17 protein-coding genes are annotated in these 19,132 nt (G+C 36.2%); 8 read left to right on the top strand and 9 right to left on the bottom strand.

Features of this window, described 5'->3' with window-relative positions:
- Positions 1-76 precede the first annotated feature (76 nt).
- From QWZ06_RS01085 to QWZ06_RS01050, 8 genes are all read left to right on the top strand, one after another.
- Positions 77-1,276: a beta-ketoacyl-[acyl-carrier-protein] synthase family protein gene (locus tag QWZ06_RS01085; protein WP_290295312.1), complete on the top strand. Its 1,200-nt coding sequence runs from the start codon at positions 77-79 to the stop codon at positions 1,274-1,276.
- On the top strand, positions 1,273-2,334 hold the full coding sequence (locus tag QWZ06_RS01080) for a beta-ketoacyl synthase N-terminal-like domain-containing protein (RefSeq protein ID WP_290295311.1): 1,062 nt from the start codon (positions 1,273-1,275) through the stop codon (positions 2,332-2,334). The genes QWZ06_RS01085 and QWZ06_RS01080 overlap by 4 nt, the downstream gene beginning before the upstream one ends.
- 137 nt (positions 2,335-2,471) lie before the next feature.
- The gene (locus tag QWZ06_RS01075) at positions 2,472-3,224 is read left to right on the top strand and encodes a polysaccharide deacetylase family protein (protein WP_290295310.1); all 753 of its coding nucleotides are present in this window, start codon (positions 2,472-2,474) and stop codon (positions 3,222-3,224) included.
- Complete coding sequence (gene lolA2, locus QWZ06_RS01070) at positions 3,221-3,847, top strand: flexirubin biosynthesis/transport protein LolA2 (protein ID WP_290295307.1); 627 nt, start codon at positions 3,221-3,223, stop codon at positions 3,845-3,847. The genes QWZ06_RS01075 and lolA2 overlap by 4 nt, the downstream gene beginning before the upstream one ends.
- On the top strand, positions 3,813-4,448 hold the full coding sequence (gene lolB2 / locus QWZ06_RS01065) for a flexirubin biosynthesis protein LolB2 (RefSeq protein ID WP_290295306.1): 636 nt from the start codon (positions 3,813-3,815) through the stop codon (positions 4,446-4,448). Before lolA2 ends, lolB2 begins: the two co-directional genes overlap by 35 nt.
- 74 nt (positions 4,449-4,522) lie before the next feature.
- Positions 4,523-4,903: an ApeI family dehydratase gene (locus QWZ06_RS01060; protein WP_290295304.1), complete on the top strand. Its 381-nt coding sequence runs from the start codon at positions 4,523-4,525 to the stop codon at positions 4,901-4,903.
- Positions 4,900-5,376, top strand: coding sequence for a hypothetical protein (locus QWZ06_RS01055; RefSeq protein WP_290295303.1), 477 nt, complete (start codon positions 4,900-4,902; stop codon positions 5,374-5,376). The genes QWZ06_RS01060 and QWZ06_RS01055 overlap by 4 nt, the downstream gene beginning before the upstream one ends.
- Positions 5,377-5,380: 4 nt before the next feature.
- The gene (locus tag QWZ06_RS01050; RefSeq protein WP_290295301.1) at positions 5,381-6,553 is read left to right on the top strand and encodes a DUF2062 domain-containing protein; all 1,173 of its coding nucleotides are present in this window, start codon (positions 5,381-5,383) and stop codon (positions 6,551-6,553) included.
- Positions 6,554-6,620: 67 nt separating this feature from the next.
- Here the strand turns inward: QWZ06_RS01050 and QWZ06_RS01045 are convergent, their stop codons facing one another.
- From QWZ06_RS01045 to flxB, 9 genes are all read right to left on the bottom strand, one after another.
- Complete coding sequence (locus QWZ06_RS01045; RefSeq protein WP_290295300.1) at positions 6,621-8,360, bottom strand: M36 family metallopeptidase; 1,740 nt, start codon at positions 8,358-8,360, stop codon at positions 6,621-6,623.
- Positions 8,338-9,276 carry a M36 family metallopeptidase gene (locus QWZ06_RS01040; protein WP_290295299.1) on the bottom strand — a complete coding sequence of 313 codons (939 nt, stop codon included), beginning with the start codon at positions 9,274-9,276 and terminating at the stop codon, positions 8,338-8,340. Before QWZ06_RS01040 ends, QWZ06_RS01045 begins: the two co-directional genes overlap by 23 nt.
- Before the next feature lie 212 nt (positions 9,277-9,488).
- Positions 9,489-12,137 (bottom strand): T9SS-dependent M36 family metallopeptidase, encoded by a 2,649-nt coding sequence (locus tag QWZ06_RS01035; RefSeq protein WP_290295297.1) that lies wholly within the window; start codon positions 12,135-12,137, stop codon positions 9,489-9,491.
- Positions 12,138-12,358: 221 nt separating this feature from the next.
- The gene (locus QWZ06_RS01030) at positions 12,359-14,047 is read right to left on the bottom strand and encodes a C45 family autoproteolytic acyltransferase/hydrolase (RefSeq protein ID WP_290295295.1); all 1,689 of its coding nucleotides are present in this window, start codon (positions 14,045-14,047) and stop codon (positions 12,359-12,361) included.
- An 11-nt stretch (positions 14,048-14,058) separates the two neighbouring features.
- Positions 14,059-15,576: a phytoene desaturase family protein gene (locus QWZ06_RS01025; RefSeq protein ID WP_290295294.1), complete on the bottom strand. Its 1,518-nt coding sequence runs from the start codon at positions 15,574-15,576 to the stop codon at positions 14,059-14,061.
- Between the two features lie 176 nt (positions 15,577-15,752).
- Positions 15,753-16,640, bottom strand: a complete 888-nt coding sequence (locus tag QWZ06_RS01020) for a lysophospholipid acyltransferase family protein (protein ID WP_290295292.1) — start codon at positions 16,638-16,640, stop codon at positions 15,753-15,755.
- Between the two features lie 105 nt (positions 16,641-16,745).
- Positions 16,746-17,000, bottom strand: coding sequence for an acyl carrier protein (locus QWZ06_RS01015; protein WP_034692469.1), 255 nt, complete (start codon positions 16,998-17,000; stop codon positions 16,746-16,748).
- Positions 17,001-17,004: 4 nt separating this feature from the next.
- Positions 17,005-18,225, bottom strand: coding sequence for a beta-ketoacyl-[acyl-carrier-protein] synthase family protein (locus QWZ06_RS01010; protein WP_290295289.1), 1,221 nt, complete (start codon positions 18,223-18,225; stop codon positions 17,005-17,007).
- Positions 18,226-18,334: 109 nt separating this feature from the next.
- The gene (gene flxB, locus QWZ06_RS01005; protein ID WP_290295288.1) at positions 18,335-19,066 is read right to left on the bottom strand and encodes a flexirubin biosynthesis SDR family reductase FlxB; all 732 of its coding nucleotides are present in this window, start codon (positions 19,064-19,066) and stop codon (positions 18,335-18,337) included.
- Positions 19,067-19,132: the final 66 nt, after the last annotated feature.

Here is a 19,132-nt window from a genome sequence, read left to right as displayed (position 1 = left end):
AATAGTCTAACGGTGTATCAATGTATTAAGAATTGGTAAACTGTTACATTGATACATTGTTACATTATTTAATAACATGAGTCAAAAAATTGCCATAACAGGAATGGGCATCATTTCCTCTATCGGAAACAATGTGGAGGAAAATTTTATTTCATTACAATCCGGAAAACACGGTATCTCAGATATCCAAATGTTTGAAACCCGTCATGCCGGAGCGATTAAAACAGGTGAAATAAAATTATCCAATGAGGAACTTGTGCAGCAACTTCAGCTTAATGAAGATAATAACGTTACAAGAACATCCTTATTAGGGATGATCGCTGCTAAAGAAGCTGTAAAAAGTGCCGGAATATCACATATCAACGGTTACAAAACCGGGCTGATCTCCTCTACCAGCGTTGGAGGAATGGATATTACCGAAAAATATTTTTATTCTTACGAAGACTTTCCTGAAAAGCAAAAATATATTGATGCTCATGATGCCGGAAATTCCTCATTGGCTATTGCCGATCATTTGGGATTAAAAGGTATGGTTTCCACCATCAGTACAGCTTGTTCATCTGCAGCAAATGCCATCATGATGGGTGCTAAACTTATTAAAAACGGAGTATTGGATCGTGTGATCGTTGGCGGAACAGATTCTCTTTCAAAGTTTACCCTGAACGGTTTCAATACCCTGATGATCCTTACAGATTCTTACAACACTCCTTTTGATAATGACAGAAAAGGATTAAACCTTGGAGAAGCAGCCGCTTTTTTAGTGCTTGAATCTGATGAAGTTGTTAAAAAGGAAAACAAACAAGTGCTGGCTTATCTTTCAGGATACGGAAATGCCAATGATGCGCACCACCAAACTGCGTCTTCTGAAAACGGGCAAGGAGCTTTTTTAGCGATGCAGCAAGCCCTGAAAATTTCAGGATTGAAAAAAGAAGATATCGATTACATCAATGTTCATGGAACAGCAACTCCTAATAATGATTTATCTGAAGGAATTGCCATGATCAGGATTTTTGGAGAAAATAGTGTTCCTGAATTCAGCTCTACAAAAGCATTTACAGGACATACATTGGCTGCTGCGGCCGGAATTGAAGCTGTATTTTCAATTCTAGCGATGCAACATAGTCTTATTTTCCCAAACCTGAACTTCAAAACGAAAATGGAAGAATTTGATCTGACTCCGGTTACTGAACTAAAGGAGAAAAATATCAATCATGTTCTTTCCAATTCATTTGGGTTTGGTGGAAATTGTTCAACCTTAATCTTCTCAAAATCATGAGTGCAGTATACATTAACAGCGCATCCTGTATCTCTGTTCAGGACACTTTAAACGAAAATATTCTTCATAATCTTCAGCCGGAATATTCGGTGAGGATCATCAAAGCCATAGAACCCAATTACAAAGAATTCATCCCTCCAGCAATGAGCAGAAGGATGTCTAAAACGGTAAAAATGAGTTCTGTAGCTTCACATTTTGCTTTAAAAGAAGCTGGAATAGAAAAACCGGAGGCCATTATTGTAGGAACCGGAATGGGATGTTCTCAGGATTCTGAAAAGTTTCTAAAAAACGTGATTGATAACCATGAGGAGTTTTTAACTCCAACATTTTTTATTCAGTCTACTCATAACACCGTTGCAGGGCAAATTGCGCTGGGGTTGCAATGTCACGCCTACAACTTTACCTATGTAAATACTTCTTCATCGCTGGAGTTTTCATTGTTGGATGCTCAGCTTCAGATTAAAGATGGCGAAGCTGACAACGTCCTGGTGGGATCTACTGATGAACAGACCGACAGAACGATGGAACTCTATTGCCTGAATAATACCATTAAAAAAGAATCAGATCTTCCTGCGAATTATCTGCATTCCACTACCAACGGCGTTATTTGGGGGGAAGGAGCCAGCTTTTTCGTGGTTGGAAAAGATAAAACAGAAACCACCTACGCAAAGCTTACAGACATTAAAATCAGTAACAGATTAGAATTGAACGAGACTTCAGATTTTATTCAAGAGTTTTTAACTAAGAATAAGCTTTCCACAAAACATATTGATGCCCTAGTTTTAGGTTTCAGCGGTGATGTAAACTCTGATGTCTACTATACAAAAACTATGGATATGTTTCCTGATTCAGCATTGTTGTATTACAAACATCTGAGTGGAGAATTCAATACGGCAAGTGGCTTTTCCACATTCATAGCTTGTCACATTCTCAAGGAGCAGCAAATCCCGGAAGTCATGATGATTAATACAGAAAAAAAAGAAGAAATAAAAAATATACTTCTTTATAATCATCTGGGAGGCGATGATCATAGCTTGGTATTACTGGAAAGAGCATAAAACGTTTAAAGATAAACAGATAAAACTGCCGTGATTATCATTTTGGTGAAAGAAGAATCTGTACCTTTAGATTTCGGATTCATTTTATGGCTATAAAGGAAGGAAATAGTCATTCAAGAATTCAAAAACACTCAATTATGAAACATTATTCATTCATTCTATTTTATCTCTTCTGTAATGTTTTTATCTATGCGTTCCATGGAAGCTTTTGGGTGTATCTGTTTTGTTTCTTTGCTTTTTCTGCGATAGTAGTCTGGGGATCATTTGCTATTGAACTGGGATATTTCGTCAATAGTATTACTCATAAAAGAACAAAAATTAAGGAAGTAGCGCTTACTTTTGATGATGGGCCTACTGAATTCACCCCGAAGTTTTTAGACTTACTGAAAGAACATGAAATCAAAGCTACCTTTTTCTGTATTGGAAAGCAGATTGAAAAATATCCTGAAACCTTTCAAAGGATTATTGCTGAAGGGCATACGATCGGAAATCACACTTTATCCCATTCCAATTCAACAGGCTTTTTATCAACTTCAAAAATGATTGCAGAGATTGAAAACTGTGATGAAGTCATGCAGAATGTTGGGAATATACAAACAGATTTATACAGACCCCCTTTTGGAGTTACCAATCCAAATATTGCCAAAGCAATACAACGGACTCATAAAACAAGCATCGGTTGGAATGTCCGTTCACTGGATACCATCATTGATGATGAGAAAAAAATCTACCAAAGAATAACTAAAGGCCTAAGAAAAGGAAGCATTATTCTCCTTCACGATACTTCAGAAAAAACGTATCGTGTGCTGGCAGATTTATTAGTATTTTTGGCGGATAAAAAGTACTCAACCTTTACGGTTGATTCCATTACAAATTCAAAGAAAAAATGATTAAAAATATTGCTTTCGGAGCATTTCTATTGATATCCGGATTCTTTTTTGCTCAAAATACAACAATGTCAGGAGCAGAAGCTAAAGCATTTGTAACAAAAGTTTCTGCAGATACCAAAGAAATCAAAACCCTGCAAAGTGATTTTACCCAGACCAAGAAAATGGATTTCCTGGATAAAAGTATTGTTACCTACGGAAAAATGTCATTGCAGACTCCCAATATGCTGAGCTGGAAGTACACTAAACCTTATCAATACAGTATTGTTTTTAAAAGTAACAAGATCTACATCAATGATCAAGGCAAAAAATCGTCTGTAGATGCTAAAAGTAAAACTTTTGAGAAGATCAATAAGCTGATTGTAGGAAGTTCCAACGGAACCATGTTCAATGATCCGGAGTTTACAGTAACTTACTTCAAAAACGGAAATTATAATATAGCGAAATTTATTCCGAAGACTTCCCAGCTCCTGAAATATATTAAGCAGATTGAACTTTATTTCCCTAAAACCCAATCTACTGTTTCCCAAGTGAATATGACTGAATCTTCCGGAGATACTACCAATATTGTTTTCAAAAATACAAAGATCAATGCTTCGATTCCTGCGTCAGAATTTACTCTATAGCCTGATCCTGGTATTGGCTGTTTCCTGTAAGACCTATCAGCTTACGGATGTGAAACCTGTACCAACAAAGGAAAAAACAGTTGAAAATCTTTATTTTTCCTCTGCTGAAGATTATGTCTATAAATGTCAGATGGATATTTATAAAAATCATGTAAGCGGAATTCTGATCATCAAAAAGATAAGTGAAACAACACACCGCGTAGCACTCACTTCTGATTTCGGGAATAAATTGATTGATTTTGAAATTTCAGGCAATGATTTTAAACTCAATTATGTACTTCCAGATCTGGATAAGAAAATTGTCATTAATTTCCTGAAAAATGATTTTCAACAGCTGCTAAAAAGAGAATATCCGGTGAGTGAAAGCTTTGAGAATGAAAACGCTAAAATCTATCTCTCCAAGATTGACAATAAAAGCTATTATTTATTCTTCAACAAAGAAAATAATCTGCTGAAACAGATCATTTATACGAAAAACAACAAAGAGAAGATCGATTTTACTTTTGATGCAAAAAAGCATATCTTCGCAGACAGCTTAAACTTACAACATAAAGATTTTAAGATCAATATAAAACTATTTCAAATAACCGAAACCGAATGATTTCCAATAGGGAAACCGAATAATATCGATTCAGATTGAAGTTTATCATACATTAAATCTTAAAAATTAAGATCATGCAGACCATTCTTACAGACTTTTATACGTTAACATCATACGAAAAGGCAGAAAACGGAGGTTTTATTGCTTACATCCATTTAAATAAAGACCACGATATTTTCAAAGGACATTTCCCTGGAAATCCGGTAACTCCCGGAGTTTGTATGATGCAGATCATTAAAGAGCTGACAGAAGAATTTACAGGGTCAAAATTATTTTTAAAAACGGCTTCGAATGTAAAGTTTATGGCAATTATCAACCCTTTTGAGACTCCTGATCTGAAACTTCAGCTGGATATTACTGAAAATGGCGAGGATGTTAAAGTAAAAAACACAACCTCTTTTGGCGAGACTATTGCATTGAAATTGTCTGTAAGCTATAAAAAATTAATGTCATGAAACTTATTTTATCCTTCGTAGCAGCATTTTTATTTTTCTTCCAGTCTGATCTTGAAGCCCTGAGAAACAGCTATGCCAAAGCCAGCGAATCCAATACCAACACCTCAGCCTTTATTGAGACCGCAGAAAAACAATCAGGTTCTGATCCGATCACTTTAGGGTATAAAGCAGCGGCCAAAATTATGGAAGCTAAAGTATCTAAAGGAAACCGAAAAGCTCTTGTAAAAACGGGGGCAACCAATCTTGAAGGTATTATTAAAAGCAATCCGAATAATGCAGAGCTTCGTCTGATCAGGATAAGTGTGCAGGAGAACATTCCTAAAATTGTAGGGTACAGAGGAAGCTTAAAAGATGATAAGGCATTTCTTCTTACCAACTATAGCAAACAGAATACTGCTTTAAAAAACTATATCAAAAGGTTCGCCATGCAGTCTAAAACGATTACCGAGGCGGAAAGAGCCACTTTAAAATAAAAACATGTCCCTTGCTGAAGTACAAAATGCAATTTCTGAAAGGAAAATCTGTGTTTTAATACCTACCTACAATAATGAAAAGACGCTGAAAAGGGTCATTGACGGTGTTTTAGAATACACCGGAAGTATTATTGTGGTTAATGATGGCTCCACCGATTCCACGTCTCAAATTCTTCGCCAATATTCCCAGATTACAATCATTTCCTTACCAGAGAATAAAGGAAAGGGAAATGGGCTTAAAATAGGCTTCAGAAAAGCAAAAGAACTGGGATATGATCATGCGATCACCATAGATTCCGACGGACAGCATTATCCTGATGATCTTCCTGTATTCGTAGAAGCGCTTCTTCAGGAAGATGAAGATATTCTTTTGATCGGAAACAGAAATATGTCTCAGGACGGAATTCCCAAAAAGAGCAGCTTTGGAAACCGATTTTCCAATTTCTGGTTTTGGTTTGAAACAGGAATCAAGCTGGAAGATACTCAATCTGGCTACAGACTTTATCCTTTACATAAAATTCCAAAGAAATATTTCACGCCTAAGTTTGAATTTGAAATTGAAATTATTGTAAGAACAGCCTGGAGACACATTCCTGTAAAGAACGTTCCCATCAAGGTTTTGTACGATCCGGCGGAACGGGTTTCTCACTTCAGACCATTCAAAGACTTTACCAGGATCAGCATTCTGAATACGATTTTGGTCACCATTACCCTTTTCTATATTATTCCGAGGAACTTCGTGAATAATTTCAAAAAAAAAAGCTTTAAAAGGTTTATAAAAGAGGATGTGCTGGAAAGTGACGGAACTAACCGTACCAAGGCGTTTTCCATTGCACTCGGGGTCTTTATAGGTCTTTCTCCTTTTTGGGGATTTCAGACCCTACTCGTGATCAGTTTATCGGTTCTTTTTAAACTGAATAAGGTACTTGCTTTTGTAGCTTCCAATGTCAGTTTGCCTCCTTTCATTCCTTTTATCATTGCTGCATCATTATTTCTGGGAGCACCATTTGTGGATGGAGACAGTAATTTCCTTAGTCAGGATCTTAATTTTGATTTGATTAAAAATAATCTGCTTCAATATGTGATCGGAAGCTTTATTCTGAGCACCACATTATCAGCTATTGCCGGGATAAGTACTTTTCTTTTTCTGAATAAACTGAACCCGGAGAATAATTAGAGTTGAAAATAAAAAGTAAAACCCCGGAACTTTTCCGAGGCTTTACACTTATTCATTTTTAAAGTTTCTATTTTGAAACGATGATTTTCTGACTATAATCGATTGAAGAATTGTTTTTAATCTTTACAATATAAGTTCCATTAATCAGATTGCTTGCATTAACTGTTGTTTGTCTGTTAAGATTGATGTTTTCCTGAGAAATAAGCTTTCCTGTAAAATCATAAATAGAAACAGTTGTAATTCCAGATAGATTCATTCCTGAAGGCGTTTTTATCGTAAACTCATTTTTCACCGGGTTCGGATAGATAGAAATTCCCTTAGAATTTTCTTCCGCTTCACTCACTGCCAATGATCCACATTCAGCAGGAATTGTAAAATCTTCTACCTGATCACTTATTTCAGGTAAAGGTTGATTGGCTCCAATTGCCAAACCATTAAGTTGTCCGGCTGATGCGTTTACTCCAAGTCCTCTTTTGGCAAATGTTTTCCAGATCATACATTTATTTTCCCCGTTTGTTGTAGCCTGGTCTGCTGCTAAAATAGCGTCTCTACCTTGTGCAAATGTTGGGTTACATGGCTGTAATTTAAGGGCATCCATTACCAATTGCAAAATTTTTGCACTCCCACTATTAGGATTATCTAAAACATTGCTGCTATACCCATATTTTTCTACATATTTCCAGTTAAGATCCCAAAGCATTGAAGCCCATATAAAACCAATACTATGAACATCAGGAACCGTAATCGCAATTCCGGATATGCTTGCATTCACTTTCATTCCATTTGTTCTTCCATAGGTGAAATTATTTACTGTAAAATCAGGCGAGTATTTTGCAGGTCTTATTCCTAGTCCGTTTGTTTCTTCTCCTGAAGTAAAGGTACCTATTCCTCTAGCAATAGAGGCATCATCTCCTGGTCTCGTAGTCATCATTAAGGCAAAGAAATCAGACCACCCTTCTCCCATCTGCTCATTAGATGAAAAATAGGATAAACAAGAACTTCCAGTTCCGGTAAGACGATTGGAAATTCCATGTCCATATTCATGACTTATAATTCCATTATCTAAACTGGCATCTCTATAAACAGCATCCGTTTTTAATGTAGCATTTCCAACAACCCCATTTGTTAATTCATTAACCAGGAAAAGACCTTCTGTTTTACCTATCATAATGGTAGGAATGGTAATGGTAGCATCTGCTCCTCCCAACCCTATTGGTGTATCACTATTTGGATGATATTGTATAACCCCTACTGCTCCTGCATTCTGAAGGTTTTTGGTTTTAACAGCAAAACCACATCCTGTTGGCCCTGCCGCATTTAATACCGCGATTTTTCCAGTAAGACTTCCAGCTGCAACTGCAGTACAAGCATCAGCAGGTGTTGGAAGTGCCAGATCTCCGGTAACAGGAGTTCCTCCAATAAGTTGCGGACCAAAATTAGCCGTAGCAGCAGCTGGGGTTCTTGTTACATAGTTTGACGGCGAATTATAATAAAGATATCTTGCGTTATTAGGCACGAAAAGAAACATTTGCATTCTACCGCTTGTTCCGTCAGCACCAGGATTAAAATTAGCATTATTAAGCCCGCTTCCGTCTCTTGATTCAGCAAGAACAGGGTCATTACCTGCTCCCCCGTTTCCAAAATTATTTTTCTGATAGTTTCTCGCCGACTCTGTAAATCCGAATTTATAAAATACATCATGCATTTTATTGGTTGTATAAAATAAATTGGTTACCGCTGCCGAAGTATAGGTTTGCTGCATTTGTGTAATATCCAAAGGAAAATCAAACTCTGTTTGCCCCACCATCAGGAGAGAATTGTGCTACATTAGTATTAGCTTCATCCGTATATGCAAAGGCATTATTTCCTCTTGTTATTGTATAGCTAGTAGTACCATCTGAGTGCCAGCCTTCAGGAGAAGCTGCCAGATCCCAAGGATTAGTAAGTAATGTTCTGCTTCCAAATGAGGGTGCTTCTACAGGAAATGCAAATACATTATAAGAAGCGTTATCAGGAGATAGAATAAGAGGAGTATTCTTTTGTAAGTTTGCTACTTCTAAATTATTAGGAAGAGCAGAAGGTTCAATATTAAGACCTGTTAAAAATTCTCCGGCAGGTCGTTCATAAGCTTCAGGATGAAAATCACAAGAAAGCGTTGTATTTTCCTGATATAAAATGGAACCATCTTCTGTGCTCACAATCGTATTCCACACATTACTTGTCCCTTTCTCTTCAACATAAAATTGATACCCAAGAGTTAATTGATCTTCTTTTGCAAAATAAACTGTGTTAGGTTTTATCGGCTCTTCCTGACCATCTATATTTTTGGTAACCGATAACCCGTTCAATTTTTTTATAGTCTGCGTAATCAAAGCTTCTTTTCTGCCACTTTCCTTCCCTTTAATTGAAGTGGGATATTTTTTAATAAATGTATCCGCAAAGCTCAACACCTTTCCATCTCTGATCAAAACATTGGCAGAACTACCAAAAACTGGTATACCATTAACTGTTTGCTGGATTCCCACAACATCTCCCCTTAAGCTTGTTGAAGGGTCTATATTGATGATTTTAAAGCTTTTTAACTCCGGATTCGCTTTTTGAAATGATCCTGTAGAATTTACATACTCTTTAATTGTCTGTTCATACTTTTGGGCAGAGACAACCCCTGCACTGAAAAGAGAACAAAACAACAATAGCTTAACACTAAGTCGAATTTTTTTCATAAGTTTTCTTTTAACAAATATTAATATCCAATTTTCAGTTAGTAGGGAAATAAATAAATTTGTTACATATTTAATTATAAAATTTTATAAAAAAATTAAATATTTAAAACAAAAACCGCCAAAACAAAGCAATTATTTAATACAAAAGCAAATAAAATTAAAAAAGCCCCGAAATGTATTTCGGAGCCTTACAGTCAATAAGCTGATCATTTCTATTTCGAAACAATAATTTTCTGAGTGTAATCGATTGAAGAATTGTTTTTAATCTTTACAATATAAGCTCCGTTAATCAGATTACTTGCATTAACCGTTGTTTGTCTATTAAGATTGATATTTTCCTGAGAAATAAGTTTTCCGGTAAAATCATAAATGGAAACGGTTGTAATTCCTGATAGATTCATTCCTGAAGGAGTCTTTATAGTGAACTCATTTTTTACAGGATTCGGATAGATAGAAATCCCTTTTGAATTTTCTGAAACTTCATGTACAGCTAATGTTGCACATTCAGCAGGAATTGTAAAGTCTTCTACCTGATCACTTAAATCCGGGGCTGCCTGATCAAATCCAACCCATCTTCCTTTCAAACCACCAGAGGCTGCATTGACTCCCAATCCTCGTTTTGCAAATGTTTTCCAGATCATACATTTATCCGCTCCGTTTGTTTTTGCTAGTTCAGCATCTAATATTGCTTTTCTTCCTGTTATAAAAGTAGGTAGGCATGGCTGCAATTTCAAAGCATCTACAACAAGCTGCAATACCCTTGCACTGCCACTGTCAGGATTATCCAAAACGTTACTGCTATACCCATATTTTTCAACATAATTCCAATGAAGATCCCAAAGCATAGTAGCCCATACAAATCCCATACTATGAGAATTAACCCGGGTAATCTGAGTTCCATTAGTTTCAGTATCATTATATTTCATTCCGTTGGTTTTCCCATACGTATAATCATTGATGGCAAAGTCCGGAGAATATCTCTTAGGTCTTATTCCAACAGCATCTGTAGGATCTCCACCAGCAAAAGTTCCCATCCCTCTCGGTACAGAAGCATTATCACCAGGTCTGTTAGTTAACATTAAAGCAAAGAAATCCGACCATCCCTCGCCCATTTGTTCATTATCATTTGTATAATTTAAACAACTGACACTTGTTCCGGTAAGACGATTGGAAATTCCATGTCCATATTCATGGGTAACAATACCGTTGTCCAGACTTCCGTCCTTATAGATATAATTGAGTTTATCATACTTCAATGTTGCGTTAACCGTTGCAGATGCAAGTTGATTGATGATAACAACCCCTTCAGGATTTTCTATGTTAACCGATGGAATTGTAATCGTAGTATCTGTTCCTCCCATTTGGCCAGTAAGAATTACAGATGTTGGTGCATTATAGATAATCGCTCCTACAGCTCCTTTTAACTGGGCATTTTTAACTTTTAGGACAAAACCACAATTATTAGCCCCACCTCGCTGTATCAAAGCTATTTTCCCTGTAAGGTCTTCAGTAATGGCAGTACAGCCATCAATAGGTGTAGTAGTGGCAATATCAGCAGTAACTCCTGTTGATGTCAATGCGGGGCCAAATATGGCTGTTCTGGTAGTAGGAGTTCGTGATACCAATGACGCAGGTGAGTTATAAAAAAGATTCTGCATATTTTTAGGTTCATACAAATACATCTGCATTCTTGGTGCAAAACCATCATTGGGTGTTGCAAAATTAGCATTATTATAGCCCTTACCATCTCTGGCCTCAGCTAAGACCGCATCACTATCGGAACCTCCTTTTCCAAAATTGTTAGTTTGAAAGTTTTTAGCAGACTCAGTAAATCCAAACTTATAAAATACATCGTGAATCTTATTATTCAAATAAAATAAATTGGTCACAGATGCAGACGTATAATTTTGTGGTGGCAGGGTTATATCCAATGGGAAATCAAAAGCTCTTGTTACCCCTCCGTCCGGAGAAAATTGAGGGATATTAGTTGCGTTTTCGTCTGTATATGCATAAACATTATTTCCTCTGGTATTGGTATAATGATTGGTCCCGTCAGAATGCCATCCCTCAGGGGAAGCTATCAGATCCCAAGGATTCGTAATCAATGATCTATTCCCAAATGAAGGAGCTTCAACAGGAAGAGGAAATATATTATAGGAGGCATTGTCCGGAGCCAAAACGAAGTTTACATTCTGTTTCGTTTTTTGTTGCAGCTGAGGGAATAAAACAGGCATTCTAATCTCAGTAGAGGAATGCTCATAAGCCTCTGAATGGAAATTACAGGAAAGCGTCAGATTTTCTTTGTACAAAACTGAGCCATCTTCAGCGCTGATAATCACCATCCAACTATTGTTGGAGTCTTTTTCTTCAATAGTAAATTCATATCCTAATATTAAGCTCCCATTTTTCACAAAATAAACAGTAGTAGCTTTAATAGGCTCATCTTTTCCATCCATACTTTTTGAAGCAGCATTTCCATTGAGTTTTTTAGTAGCAATAGCAATAAGAGTCTCTTTATTGGCTCCTTCTTTACCTTTAATAGAACTTGGAAACGTTTTTATAAAAGTATCGGCAAAACTTAATACTTTATCATCTCTCATCAGAACATTGGCAGAGCTTCCAAATATCGGGATTCCATTAATTGTTTGCTGTATCCCTACAACATCTCCTTTTAAACTTTCTGAATGATCAATATTGACAATTTTAAAAGATTTCAGATCAGAATCCATCCTTTGAAACTGTCCTTTAGAAGAGCTCATATACTCTTTTATAACCTGCTCCTGATGTTGAGCAGATATAATTCCTGTACTAAGAAGAGAAGATAGAAGCAGAAATTTAATAGATAGTTTGGTTTTTATCATATTCTATGTTTTTTATTATGACGAACTTATACATTCATATAAAAAAACACAAGAAAACAGTAATACATTTAAATAATTGATAGATAAAAGATTTAAAGAAGTACAGAATGTTTATTTTTTTCGTTAAAATAAATAATAAATCTGTTTTTTTTACACTTCCATTTTTAGAAGACAAGCTTTAAGATAACGAAAATCAAGCAGTTGTTTAAACAATATCCCGATTATTTATTGAGCTTTTTATTGATTCTATGAAGATATTTCTCAACCAATCTCTGATCCGGAATGGTCGTTATTTCTTTAGTAAGAGCCTGCTCAAACTCAGCTTTTGCTTTCAAATATTCTTTTTGGCGATAATAATATTTTCCCACCAAAAAATACCCTTTCCAGAAATTAGAATTTAGAGATTGATAATGGGCTAAAAAAGCATCAGTAAGCTCTTCTTTATAGCGAATGGCATCATTGATTTTGAAACTTAAATGTCTGTATTCTTCATAGTTTTTAAATTCCTCTGAATTGACAAAAGGATCTTTGGCAATATTCAGTAATGATTTTGAGAAGTTATTGGGCTGTAATCCTTTCTCAGAAAATATTTCATTAAGATCATAACATACAAATTCGCCCAGTTGATAAGGGTTAGAAGATACCCACACCAATTGTTTTTGGGGTGAAAATATAACAGCATGATGGGCTAAAAGCTGATTTAATGCTTTCTCGTTTCCATAACCTATATCTTTATCATTCAACCCAGACCGATTTCTCAAAATAGCAGCTATTTTCTCTGGATTGAGTTTTTTATCTTTTTCTAAAAGTTCCTGAAGTTTTTCATAACGGTAAACAGAATGACTTTCTTCAATCTGTTTCTGATTCTTTACATCATCTTTATATGCTTCAGACTGAAAATGATTGGTACAAAGCACCTTGCTTGTATTCTGAACCCTGTATACACCGAAGTTTTTAGGTGAAACTTCTATAATGACGGCATTTTTATCATGAGCACTTCCTACCAAGATAGATTCTGAGACAAAAACATTCCTTTTTTGGGCAATAACAATAGCCTCTTCAATGTTTTTAGCATATTGCAGAACTTCTCTTGTAACCAAAGAAATTGGTGTTTTTGCAGTCATAGGAATCCTTGATTTCCCGGCATTGATTGTTACGGTTATTCCTTCTTTATTCATTCCGGAAACTACTCCAATCATACCCGGCCAGCTCACAGACATATAAGGAATTCCTTCTTCCGGTTCTACGAATTCAACCAGCTTATTTTGGGCAAATTCATCACCTACATAGAAATCAAAATTTCTTCCGATCAGCAGATCTCCGTCTTCTGTATTTTCGTTCCAGACCGCCAGAGAAGTGCAACCTACCATCGCCAGATCCTGCATAGCATGTCCAATGTCATGAGCTCCATGTAAATATAGATTTCTCAGATATCTTGGCGCAATAAAATCGTACTGATCAGATGAATATTGTGACAGACCATACAATTCGGCCTGATAATCTTCTCTTACATTCAGATACATTTTACGGTTATACCACTTTAAGAATGTATTTAAAAGTTTCTGCTTAAATTTTGAAGGAACAAAGCCTTCTACTTTAGAGAAAAAAATTCCCTCCTGCTTTTGCATCAAACCCTGAGTTAATGCACCGTTGTTATACCCAAGCTGTAAAGGATTCCCTTTAATATAAAGCTCCCAGAGCTGCTGTTTATTTTTAGTGAGATAATTCTGTTTATAGCTAAATGTACTGTCATTAATTCTGTTGACCTTTGGAATATCGAGAGTATATTGTTTTACATCCGGAAGATGATGAACAGATTTTGATACCCCACAAGAGTTGAGGAGCAAGGAAAAAAGGATGCATATGAGGAGCCTTTTATACGACAGGTATTGGAGATCAGTTTTTTTCACGGTTCGTTATATTAGGTCATACGCTCCAAGCGGCTGTCAATAGTTTCTTTCCCTAACATTTCAGCACAGGTATTGAATGCGCCTATTGTAACTCCCAGGATTCCGTGCATATTCACAGACTGGCCTGTCAGAAACAGATTATCAATTTTTGTCCGGGGAGATACCATTGTTTTAAGAGGGTTCTCTGAGTTTTTCATATATCCGTACATATTTCCTTCAAAACTGCCTATATAGTCACGATACGATAGGGGCGAAGAGGTATATATCTGCTTAATGGCATGCCTAAGATTAGGAATTCTCTTTTCAAGAGCATCAATCATTTTTTCAGTTTTTTCCAGCTTGAACTTTTCATATGGCTCTCCCCTCTCATGTTCATCTGCTACAGTATTGATTGTATTTTCCCATTGTTTCACCTCATCGAAATCCATATAAGAAATAGCAGTAAGACTTTCTGCAAATTCAGGATGTTGCTTAGAAGGTATAGATGAAAGCATATAGGTCTCCGGCCACGTTTGTTTATTGTAACGGAATGCATTCCAAACCCTATCTTCTGAGGAATAATGATAAATATTATAATTGAAATTCGGTAAACAATGAGGCTTTAAAACAATATAAATACTAAAACACGATGAAACTGGCTGCCAGCTTAAAACTCTGTTCAGAAAAGATTTTTTAATCTTCTCTTCCCCAATCAGTTTAATGGTAGATCGAATCTCAATATTAGATATAAACTGTTTCGCAGCATATTCTTTCCCTGACTTTGTTTTTACGGAAGCCAATGTATTATTTTCATTAAAAATAAATTCTGAAACTTCCGAATGTTTATGAACCTCAGCTCCATATTGGCGAAGTTTACGGATCAGCAATTTAGAAATCTGGCTGCCTCCTTTTACACATTTATAGGCACTTTGGATGTAGGAATTCACGGTTAATGCATGCACATAAAATGGAACATTCTCCGAATCTCCGGCATACAGGAAATTAGAGCCTAATAAAACAGCCTGAAGAGTTTTATTTTGCGTTACGGATTCTATGAATCTTTTGGTATTTAAATGCAGAATCTCTTCATTGTAATTATCTTTCCCTATGACATTATATCTTGGAAACTGGCTGCAGATATACTGAATCTCCTCACAGTAGTTTTCAAGGTTTTCTTTTTCTTCGGGAAAATAAACAGAGAGCTGTTCTACAAAGTTCTGATAGCCCTGAGCGTGGGGATATTTAACCGCATCATCTCCAAAAGAAATTCTATCATAACCATCCTCATCCATTTTCTGAAGTTCAAGATCATCCATAATCTCCAGATAGGAAAAAAAACGATTCAGATTCTGCCCTTTTGAAAGCCCACCCAAATAATGAACTCCCGTGTCAAAAATGAGTTTATCCCTTGAAAAAGTCTGTAGATTGCCGCCATACTGATTGTTTTTTTCCAACACGCAAACTTTCAAGCCTTCTTTCGCCATAATAAGAGCCGAAACAAGACCTCCCAATCCACTGCCGATTACAAGTATGTCATATTCTTTTTTCAAAAGAGGGGATGCTTTTTAAATTAAGAGACTGGGAAATTAAGAATTTCAGTTATTATTTTGTGATCATCCTACAGGAAAATCCTATTTAGACAATATCATTTTTGAATTTCAGTTCCTCGATATTTCTTAACGGTTTTGAGTTTTTATTAGTTTTTTAGGGGATAAAAATAGAAAAATTAATCTATATCATCCCAAAAGTCAAAATAATTAAACCATTGAAAGGGATATTTCCTGATCATGGTTTCAAGATTCTGAACATAAGACTGTAAAAGTCCCTGAGAATCTCTGTTTTTGATATTCTGGGCAACTCTTGCATACAGGTGATAATGAAGATTGCTTTCTTTCATTACATAAACATATACCACAGGTACTCCCAATCGGGATGCGATGAGAAATGGCCCTGCCGGAAATTTGGCACTTTTTCCGAGTAAATCTGCTTCCAGAAATTTTGAACCCTCAAAATAGCGATCTCCTGTAAAACAGATCAATTCATTATTGGATAAAGCCTGATTGATCTCAAAGATGTGCGACATATCTTCTTTGACATAAATGAATTTGATATTGCTCTTTTTCACAGACACACTCTCCAGATATTCTTTAATAACAGTGACTTCCTGATCTGTAGTTACCAGGTTGATCTGGCAATCAAAATCAATATCCGCAAAGAAATGTTCAGCCACTTCAAAATTACCCATATGAGCACTGATAAGAACCCCACCTTTTTTAGCTGCCAAAAGGTCTCTAAGGTTTTCAATACCGTCAAATTCATAGGTATACTTCTCTCTCAATCCAGCTGAGATCGCTGTTTTGTCGATCAGAACCTGTCCAAAGGTGAAATAGCTTTTAAAAATAGAGCGTTTGGATTTCCAATACCTGTAATTCAGTCTTTTCTGGAAATAATAGAGAATGTATTGGTTGCTTTTTTTCTGGAATAAGACATAATAAGCGGCCACAAAGTACAATACAAAATATGAACTTCTGATTCCGATATTTCTAATGCACCAGACGAATATTCTGTACCCCAGAACTGTCCCTTTAGATTTACCTTTCCACTTGTTGTCCATAAATACAATTTACCAATATAAAAGATACCAATGTAACAATATCTTTGAGTTCCCTCTTTTCTATTATTACATTGGTATATTGTAAGGAATATAAATTACTTATAACTACGCGTTTTTCTCCGCGATCTTATGTTCAATCGTTGTATAGAAATCATCAAATGTTACCATTTTTTTGAAATCTGCTTCTCCTAATTTCACTCCGAAATTGGATTCGATCACTACGACCATATCAATATAATCAAGGCTGTCTAAGCCCAGTGTATTTTTAAGGTTGGCATCATTACTGATCTCATCTCCGTCAACTTCAAATTCGTTAACCAGAAAATCATTAACAATAGCAACAATTTTTTCCCTTTCCATGTTTTTAATCAAATTTTTTAACTATTAGTGCAGAATTGGTTCCCCCGAACCCAAAAGAATTCGACAAAAATACATCAATTTTTTGATTTTTTGTTTTAGAGACTAAATTTATCCTTTGCGCTTCATTATCAGGATTTTCCAAGTTGATATTGGGAGCAACAAAATCGTTCTGCATCATCAGAATTGAGTAAATAACTTCACTTGCACCAGCCATCCAACATTCGTGTCCGGTCATGGATTTTGTAGAACTTACCGGAACTTCGCCTCCAAAGATCTCATAGATTGCTTTAGCTTCATTGGCATCTCCAAGAGGTGTAGAAGTAGCATGAGCATTAATATAATCAATATCTGAAGCTTTCAATCCTGATTGTTTCAAGGCTCTGTCCATTGCCAAAGCTGGACCATCCACATTCGGAGTGGAAATATGCCCCCCGTTTGATGAGAAACCATATCCTATGATTTCAGCAATAATAGGAGCGCCTCTTCTTTGGGCAGACTCTAAACTTTCAACAATTAAAGAAGCAGCTCCTCCACTTGGAATTAAACCATCTCTTTCTGCATCAAAAGGTCTTGAAGCTTTTGTAGGTTCATCTTCTCTTGCAGAGAACACTCCTAATCCATCAAAACTTGCCATAGAATACTTATTGGTTTCCTGAGCTCCTCCACAGATGATCATATCCTGAAAACCATTCTTAATCATCATATAAGCGAGTCCCAAAGAATGTGACCCGCTTGCACAGGCTGCACTGATGGTAAGATTAATGCCTTTCAATTTAAAAATAGTCGAAAGGTTCATGGTTACTGTTGAGTTCATTGATTTAAAGATCGCACCCGATCCCATCAATGTAGTATCTTTCTTTTCTCTTGCAATATCGATGGATTCTACGACTGCCTGAGAAACACTGTCATTTCCGTATAAGATCCCCACTTCATGGGTATCTAAAAAGGTTTCATCAAGATCGGCCTGCTTCAGGGCATCAAGGGTAGCGAGATAAGCATATTCGCTTTCTTCTCCCATGCTGACACGCTGACGTCTGTTCAGAAGATTCTTTAAATCAGGTTTTGGAACGACTCCCGTAAGACCTGACCTGAAACCAAATTCTTTTCTATCCTGATCTAAGACAATACCGGATTTTCCTTGATATAGGGATTCCCTGACCTCTTCTAAAGACGTCCCGATGCAGGAATAAATTCCCATTCCGGTAATTACAACCCTATTTTCCATTTGTATATATTGAATTTAACAATGTATCAGTCTAGCAATGTAACAATATTTTCATTGAGATTCAATCAGCATTGGTACACCTGGCACATTGGTATATTGTTAGATTATTTTATGAGTAAATTCCGCCGTTAATATTAATCACTTCTCCTGTAATGTATGAAGATTTTCTAGAGGCTAAAAATGCCACGAGATCTGCAACTTCTTCTGCTTCTCCAAATCTATTAGCAGGAATCATTGCTTTTAACTCGTCCTCATTGAACTCCTGAGTCATATCTGTCTTAATAAACCCTGGAGCCACTGCATTTACGGTAACATTTCTTTTAGCAACTTCCTGAGCAAGAGCTTTTGTAGCTCCCACCAAAGCTCCTTTAGCTGCTGAATAGTTCGTTTGTCCAGCTGTTCCTTTTACTCCGGATACCGAAACCATATTGATGATTCTTCCATATTTGTTGCGAAGCAGCTTTTGGATAAAGAAATTGGTTACGTTAAAAAAACCATCTAGACTGGTATTGATTACGCTATTCCAATCTTCTTTTTGCATCCACATAAACAGACCATCTCTTGTAATTCCGGCATTATTAACGATCACTTCTACGATGGCATTGGTATTATTTTCCTGCCATGCTGTCAATACATGATTTACTTCTTCAGAATTTCCTACATCAAACTTCAGAATTTCTCCTGTAGCTCCCAATTCTTCTACTTTAGCCAAAGTTTCCTTTGCTGCAGTTTCGTTGGAAGTATAGTTAATCAATATGTGATAGTTCTTCTCTTCGGCCAGTTTTATACAGATAGCCCTCCCGATTCCTCTGGAGCCTCCTGTTACAATTGCACATTTCATGCGTTAGTGTTTATTTTGTTTTAGTTTTTTTAAGTTACCTTGTTTTTAGTAAAGACAATTTATGAT

The sequence above is a fragment of the Chryseobacterium tructae genome (assembly GCF_030409875.1).
GTDB lineage: Bacteria > Bacteroidota > Bacteroidia > Flavobacteriales > Weeksellaceae > Chryseobacterium > Chryseobacterium tructae.
The sequence above is the reverse complement of the archived record's forward strand: the minus strand, read 5'-3'. Positions and strand labels throughout refer to the sequence as shown.

What these genes read in the sequence shown, in the direction of transcription:
- QWZ06_RS01015 (WP_034692469.1), bottom strand. Translation starts at nt 17,000, where the DNA reads ATGGAAAGGGAAAAAATTGTTGCTATTGTTAATGATTTTCTGGTTAAC.
- QWZ06_RS01035 (WP_290295297.1), bottom strand. Translation starts at nt 12,137, where the DNA reads ATGATAAAAACCAAACTATCTATTAAATTTCTGCTTCTATCTTCTCTT.
- flxB (WP_290295288.1), bottom strand. Translation starts at nt 19,066, where the DNA reads ATGAAATGTGCAATTGTAACAGGAGGCTCCAGAGGAATCGGGAGGGCT.
- QWZ06_RS01020 (WP_290295292.1), bottom strand. Translation starts at nt 16,640, where the DNA reads ATGGACAACAAGTGGAAAGGTAAATCTAAAGGGACAGTTCTGGGGTAC.
- QWZ06_RS01010 (WP_290295289.1), bottom strand. Translation starts at nt 18,225, where the DNA reads ATGGAAAATAGGGTTGTAATTACCGGAATGGGAATTTATTCCTGCATC.
- lolA2 (WP_290295307.1), top strand. Translation starts at nt 3,221, where the DNA reads ATGATTAAAAATATTGCTTTCGGAGCATTTCTATTGATATCCGGATTC.
- QWZ06_RS01085 (WP_290295312.1), top strand. Translation starts at nt 77, where the DNA reads ATGAGTCAAAAAATTGCCATAACAGGAATGGGCATCATTTCCTCTATC.
- QWZ06_RS01060 (WP_290295304.1), top strand. Translation starts at nt 4,523, where the DNA reads ATGCAGACCATTCTTACAGACTTTTATACGTTAACATCATACGAAAAG.
- QWZ06_RS01040 (WP_290295299.1), bottom strand. Translation starts at nt 9,276, where the DNA reads ATGAAAAAAATTCGACTTAGTGTTAAGCTATTGTTGTTTTGTTCTCTT.
- QWZ06_RS01075 (WP_290295310.1), top strand. Translation starts at nt 2,472, where the DNA reads ATGAAACATTATTCATTCATTCTATTTTATCTCTTCTGTAATGTTTTT.
- QWZ06_RS01045 (WP_290295300.1), bottom strand. Translation starts at nt 8,360, where the DNA reads ATGGTGGGGCAAACAGAGTTTGATTTTCCTTTGGATATTACACAAATG.
- QWZ06_RS01080 (WP_290295311.1), top strand. Translation starts at nt 1,273, where the DNA reads ATGAGTGCAGTATACATTAACAGCGCATCCTGTATCTCTGTTCAGGAC.
- lolB2 (WP_290295306.1), top strand. Translation starts at nt 3,813, where the DNA reads ATGCTTCGATTCCTGCGTCAGAATTTACTCTATAGCCTGATCCTGGTA.
- QWZ06_RS01050 (WP_290295301.1), top strand. Translation starts at nt 5,381, where the DNA reads ATGTCCCTTGCTGAAGTACAAAATGCAATTTCTGAAAGGAAAATCTGT.
- QWZ06_RS01055 (WP_290295303.1), top strand. Translation starts at nt 4,900, where the DNA reads ATGAAACTTATTTTATCCTTCGTAGCAGCATTTTTATTTTTCTTCCAG.